Here is a 5521-nt window from a genome sequence, read left to right on the forward strand (position 1 = left end):
GTCCCGACACGCCGGTGGGACTGCAGTTTCAATTGAAACTGCGGATCCCAGGCACGGCGGATCACAGTTTCAATTGAAACTGCGTTCAGGACGGACTGAAGGATCTGCGCCTGATCGGGTGGGGGTTCCGGGCACGAAGAGAGGCCGCCCTGTGCGTGGGGCGGCCTCTCCATGATCCGCTCCGACCACTGCCGCACCGGGACGGCCCTCACCAGGTCCCGTGCCGCAGCGTGGGTCGGGCGGCGATGTTCTGCTGTCTACTGCTGGCCGGGTTCCGGCTTCGACTCGCCGCCGAGGAACTCCTTGCCCTTCTCGACGGCCTGGTCGATCTCGCCCTCGTGGCCGAACTTCTCCTTGGCCTTGTCCGCGGCCGCGTCGAGCCCCTGGCCGATCTTGTCCCCGTGCTCCTTGCCCAGGTCTTTCATCTTGTCCGCGAAGTCGCCGATACCCATGGTGCTCCCTTCGGGGTTGCGGGATAAGTCCTCGGGCTACGCACCGCCTCGCCGAACCTAAGCCCGACGCGCGGGACCCGCAGAGCATCAGGATCGCGTTAACACGTTCGAGCGATCTTGCCGAGCGCTGAGCGCAGGTCTACCGTTGCCCATGACCGGATGACCAGATTTCAAATCCGGTCACGGAGTCAACGGAGGTGCCGGTGCCGCAACCGACCGAACGAGCCGACCGCATCCTCGACGCAGCCGGTGAGCTGATGATCCGGCTGGGCTACCGGAAGGTGACCATCGAGGACGTCGCCCGCCAGGCCGGCATCGGCAAGGGCACCGTCTACCTGCACTGGCGCACCAAGGAGCGGCTGTTCGAAGCACTGATCCTGCGCGCGTCGGCGGAGCTGATCGACGAGCTGGCGGCCGACCTGCGGCGCGATCCGCGGGAGATCCAACCGCACCGGTTCCTGCGCACCGCGTTCCTCGCCACCCAACGCCGCCCGCTGCTGCGCGCGCTGGTCACCGCGGACGCGGAGCTGCTCGGAAGCCTCGCCGACTCCCCCGCGCGGGCCAGGGAGCAGCAGATCACCGACCGCTACTTCGCGCTGGTCGGCAAGCACGGCCTGGTGCGCGACGACGTCCCGCACCTGGTCTACGCGATCAACGCGACCACCACCGGCTTCTACACCATGGGCTCGATCAAGCCGGGCCTGGCGACGCTGGACGACGAGGCCGCGGCGGACGTCCTGGCGCACACCGTCCAGCACGCCTTCGAACCCGACGTCGACCCCGACCCCGACTCGCTGGCCTCGGCCGCGGCCGAGATCGCCGACCTGTTCGACGAGCTGAACACGTCCTACCGGGAGCGGATATACGCCGACCCGGAGTCCGAGCGGGGCTGATCCCACCGCTCGATCCACGGAAAGGGGCAACAGATGACGACCCTCGCCGACACCTGGGGAATCAACGAAGCGCAGTTCTGGCTGCGCGGCGTGCACCCCGACCAGCCCGTGCAGCACGATCCGGATGCCGGGCTCTGGAACGTCTACGGCTACCCCGAGATCGTGCAGGCGCTGAGCGACCACAGCACCTTCTCCTCCAACACCCAGCGCCTCATCCCCGACCTGGGCAGGCAGTTCTCCAGCGAGGGCAACCTCGTGCAGATGGACCCGCCGGACCACAACAAGCTGCGCAAGCTGGTCAGCCACGCGTTCACGCCGAAGGTCGTCGCGGACCTCGAACCCCGCATCGCCGGGCTCACCAACGAGCTGCTCGACGCGGTCTCCGACCGGACCGAGCTGGTCGCGGACCTGGCCTACCCGCTGCCGGTGATCGTGATCGCCGAGCTGCTGGGCGTGCCGAGCAGCGACCGCGGGCTGTTCAAGAAGTGGGTCGACGCGATGTTCAACAGCACCAACAAGGTCACGCTCAAGGCCCGGAGCAAGGAGCAGGAGGAGTACTTCGCCCGGGCCATGGAGCAGGTCCAGGAGCTGTCGGACTACCTGATCTCGCACGCCCAGGAACGGCGGGAGCAACCGCGGGAGGACCTGCTGACCAAGCTGGTCGAGGCCGAGGTCGACGGGGTGCGGCTCACCGACGGCGAGGTGGCCAACTTCGCGATGGTGCTGCTCATCGCCGGGCACATCACCACGACGATGCTGCTGGGCAACACGGTCCTGTGCTTGGACGCGCACCCGGAGCAGCTCGCGAAGGTGCGGGCCGACCGGTCGCTGGTGCCCAAGGCGATCGAGGAGTCGCTGCGCTTCTTCAGCCCGTTCGCGGCCGTCTCGCGGGCGACGTGGAAGGACACGGAGCTGGGCGGGCAGATCATCCCCGCTGATCAGGTGGTGCTGATGTGGGTCGCGGCGGCCAACCGCGATCCCCGGGAGTTCGAGAACCCGGACGTCTTCGACGTGACCCGGGATCCGAACCCGCAGATCGCCTTCGGCCGGGGCATCCACTTCTGCCTGGGCGCACCGCTGGCCCGGCTGGAAGGGCGGGTGGCGCTGAACATCCTGCTGGACCGGTTCCCCGACCTGCGGACCGATCCGGCTGCGCCGCCGGAGTTCATGCCCGCTCCGACCATGACCGGGGTGAACAAGCTCCCGCTGCTGCTCTGAGCTTCGGGGGTGGAGCGAACGGACCGTTCGCCTCGCCAGATGGCGCGAACGGTCCGTTCGCTCCGGGTCACGCCGGCACGGCCTCGTGCTCGGTCGCGGTTGCCTGCGCCGGAATCGCGACCGGCTCCGCGGCCGGGGTGGTCGGCATCCGCCAGAACAGGCCGAGGGCGAGGACGGCGACGACGGCCGATGCCGGGCCCAGCGCCCACCAGCCCCACTGCGCGGCGACCGCACCGCCGGTGATCCCGCCGAGGCCCATGCCCAGGTAGAGCGCGGAGGAGTTGAACGCGATCACCACCGCGGCGCCGGTCGGGGTCAGCGAGATCAGCCGGTGCTGGACGGCCGGCATGATCCCCCAGCCGCCGAGCCCCCACAGCACCAGCAGCGCCCCGGTGGCCACCAGCGAACCGCCCGCGAGCGGCAGGAACGCCAGCCCCGCGGTGAGCAGCAGCAGCGATCCCACGATGCCGACGCTCGAACCGAAGCGGTCGGTGATCCGGCCGACCACGGCGTTGCCCATCGCACCCGCGACGCCGTAGACGAACAGCAGCACGCCGAGCGTTCCCGCGCCCGCGCCGGTCAGCGCGGACAGCATCGGCGAGGCGTAGGTGTAAGCGGCGAAGTCGGCGAGGGACGCGAGCATCGAGACCACCAGCACCCAACCGACGGCCTTGTTGCGCAGCACCGACACCCGCTCGCGGACCCGCATCGCCGGCGGCGCCGGGACCGGCGGCAGCGCCAGCAGCGCGGTCGAGGCGAGCACGCCGAGCCCCGCGATCATCCAGAACAGCGCCTGGTAGCCCAGGGATCCCTCCAGCAGCACGCCCAGCGGCACACCGATCACCGTGGCCAAGGTCAGCCCGGCGAGCACCACCGACACCGCGCGGCCGCGGCGGTCCAGCGACACGAGATCGGCGGCGATCACCACCGCGGTCGGGGTGAACAGGCTCGCGCCCAGCGCGCCCACCACGCGCGCCGCGGTGAGGGTGCCGAAGTCCGGTGCGAGCGCGGTGGCGATGTTGCCCACCACGAACAGTCCCAGCGACAGCCACAGCAGCTTCCGGCGCTCCCACTTACCGACCACAGTGGACAGGACCGGGGCGCTGATGGCGTAGGTGAGGGCGTGCACGGTGACCAGCTGGCCGGCCGTCGTGACCGGCACACCGACGTGCGCGGCGATGGCCGGGAGCACCCCGGCGACCAGGTACGACCCGGTGTTGATGACGAAGGTGCCGACGGCGAGCACCAGGAGCCGGAATTGCATTGGCGTCCCTCGGGATGGCGGGGTGGGCAGGGCAGCACGAATCGCACGACGACCCGGGGGTCGATCGCGTGGAGCTGGGGGATCCGCGACCTCGTCAGGGCATGACGGGGTCAGCGGTGCGATGTGTTCGGTTGGGGATGACCCTGCAACTGCGGACGGCCAAGAAGACCAGACCCGTTCTCGGTGTCAGGTGGAACAACGGCCACAACCGGGCCGCACCCGGGATTTCGATCGAGCCCCGAGCGGTGTTAACAGCCGTGTCCCGGATCACAAGCAACGCGCAGTGACTGCGCCCTGGACGCTCGTTGACCCGATCGAGCAGGGCGGCGAATTCCCTTTCCCCACTTGGGTTTTCATTCCGCCGCACGAACGACGGCCTCGAAGTGGGCCCAGGAGTTCGGCCGGCTGGCCGTCGGCGTCGCCGTCCTCCTTTGCGGTTCCCGCAAAGAACTTTGTCGACCCGCCGCTCACACGGGCAAGTTGGTGGCAGACCGGAACGACGGAGATGGGGAAACGTGGACGAGCAGTTCTGGGACGAGAGGTACCGCAGCCGCGACCAGCTCTTCAGCGGCAACCCGAACGGGGTGCTCGTCGCCGAGGCGAGCGACCTGCCGCCCGGGCAGGCGCTCGACGTGGGGTGCGGCGAAGGCGCCGATGCGCTCTGGCTGGCCCGGCGCGGCTGGTGCGTCACCGGGGTCGACATCTCCCGGGTCGCCCTGGAGCGCGCCGCCCGGACCAGCGCGGACCTCGCCGACCGCGTCGCGTGGCAGCACGGCGACCCGACCACCACGCCACCACCGGCGGACTCGTTCGACCTGGTCAACGTCCAGTACTTCCCGCTCCTGCAGCAGCCGGGCCACTCCGCGCTGCGCGGCCTGCTGTCCGCCGTCGCACCGGGCGGCACCCTGCTGTTCGCCAGCCACGACCCCGCGGACCTGCCGCCGGACCAGGAACGCGACTTCGACCCCGACGACTTCTACCGTCCCGAGGACGTCGTCGCGCTCCTCGACGACAGCTGGACCGTCCTGATCGACGAGACCCGACCGCGCACTGCTCCCGCGCCGCCGGGCACCCACCACGTCCACGACGTCGTCCTGAAGGCCCGGCGCCAGGGCTGAACCGCTACCCGACCGGGTCTCGCGCGGCAATTGAGTTGTTCCGGCGGCTCGGCTTGGGGGATTCTGCGCGGCATGAGCAATGCCACCGACACCTTCTCCGCCTGCCTCCGCGGGTTGGACGTGCCCGGTCAGGTCGTCGAGTTCACCACCGAGGTGCCGACCGCCGCCGCGGCCGCCGAACAGCTCGGCTGCGAGGTCGGCGCGATCGCCAACAGCCTCGTCTTCACCGCCGACGACGAGCCGCTGCTGATCATCGCCAGCGGCGCGCACCGGGTGGACACCAAGCACGTCGCGCGACTCCTCGGCGTGGGCAAGATCCGCCGCGCCACCCCGGAGTTCGTGCAGGAGGCCACCGGCCAGCCGGTCGGCGGAGTCGGCCCGGTCGGCCACCCCCGGCAGATCCGCACGGTCGTGGACCGGATGCTCGCCGACCACCCCGTGGTCTGGGCGGGCGCGGGCACCAAGCACGCCATGTTCCCCACGACCTTCGACGAGCTCGTCCGCATCACCAACGGCCTCCCCGCCGAGGTCGAAAAGCCCTGACCGCAGGGGGTCCCGTCCCGGCTTCCGCAATTT

6 protein-coding genes are annotated in these 5521 nt (G+C 70.1%); 4 read left to right on the forward strand and 2 right to left on the reverse strand.

Annotated features, from left to right (window positions below):
- Positions 1–257 precede the first annotated feature (257 nt).
- Positions 258–452: an antitoxin gene (locus ABTZ89_RS34990; protein ID WP_270953373.1), complete on the reverse strand. Its 195-nt coding sequence runs from the start codon at positions 450–452 to the stop codon at positions 258–260.
- A 203-nt stretch (positions 453–655) separates the two neighbouring features.
- Here ABTZ89_RS34990 and ABTZ89_RS34995 point away from each other — a divergent pair, with 203 nt between their 5' ends.
- A complete protein-coding gene (locus ABTZ89_RS34995) occupies positions 656–1345 on the forward strand; it encodes a TetR/AcrR family transcriptional regulator (protein WP_270953372.1) in 690 nt (229 codons plus the stop codon).
- A 33-nt stretch (positions 1346–1378) separates the two neighbouring features.
- Positions 1379–2563 carry a cytochrome P450 gene (locus ABTZ89_RS35000; protein WP_270953371.1) on the forward strand — a complete coding sequence of 395 codons (1185 nt, stop codon included), beginning with the start codon at positions 1379–1381 and terminating at the stop codon, positions 2561–2563.
- A gap of 67 nt (positions 2564–2630) precedes the next feature.
- Here ABTZ89_RS35000 and ABTZ89_RS35005 read toward each other — a convergent pair whose 3' ends face one another.
- On the reverse strand, positions 2631–3827 hold the full coding sequence (locus ABTZ89_RS35005; protein ID WP_351053033.1) for an MFS transporter: 1197 nt from the start codon (positions 3825–3827) through the stop codon (positions 2631–2633).
- Positions 3828–4342: 515 nt separating this feature from the next.
- Between ABTZ89_RS35005 and ABTZ89_RS35010 the strand changes: the two genes are divergently transcribed.
- Together ABTZ89_RS35010 and ABTZ89_RS35015 are read left to right on the forward strand one after the other, a co-directional pair.
- Positions 4343–4945 (forward strand): class I SAM-dependent methyltransferase, encoded by a 603-nt coding sequence (locus ABTZ89_RS35010; protein WP_351053036.1) that lies wholly within the window; start codon positions 4343–4345, stop codon positions 4943–4945.
- A gap of 72 nt (positions 4946–5017) precedes the next feature.
- Positions 5018–5488 carry a YbaK/EbsC family protein gene (locus ABTZ89_RS35015; RefSeq protein WP_270953368.1) on the forward strand — a complete coding sequence of 157 codons (471 nt, stop codon included), beginning with the start codon at positions 5018–5020 and terminating at the stop codon, positions 5486–5488.
- Positions 5489–5521 lie beyond the last annotated feature (33 nt).

The organism is Saccharopolyspora sp. NPDC002686, assembly GCF_040295745.1.
Lineage (GTDB): Bacteria > Actinomycetota > Actinomycetes > Mycobacteriales > Pseudonocardiaceae > Saccharopolyspora > Saccharopolyspora oryzae.

What these genes read in the sequence shown, in the direction of transcription:
- ABTZ89_RS34990 (WP_270953373.1), bottom strand. Translation starts at nt 452, where the DNA reads ATGGGTATCGGCGACTTCGCGGACAAGATGAAAGACCTGGGCAAGGAG.
- ABTZ89_RS35000 (WP_270953371.1), top strand. Translation starts at nt 1,379, where the DNA reads ATGACGACCCTCGCCGACACCTGGGGAATCAACGAAGCGCAGTTCTGG.
- ABTZ89_RS35005 (WP_351053033.1), bottom strand. Translation starts at nt 3,827, where the DNA reads ATGCAATTCCGGCTCCTGGTGCTCGCCGTCGGCACCTTCGTCATCAAC.
- ABTZ89_RS35015 (WP_270953368.1), top strand. Translation starts at nt 5,018, where the DNA reads ATGAGCAATGCCACCGACACCTTCTCCGCCTGCCTCCGCGGGTTGGAC.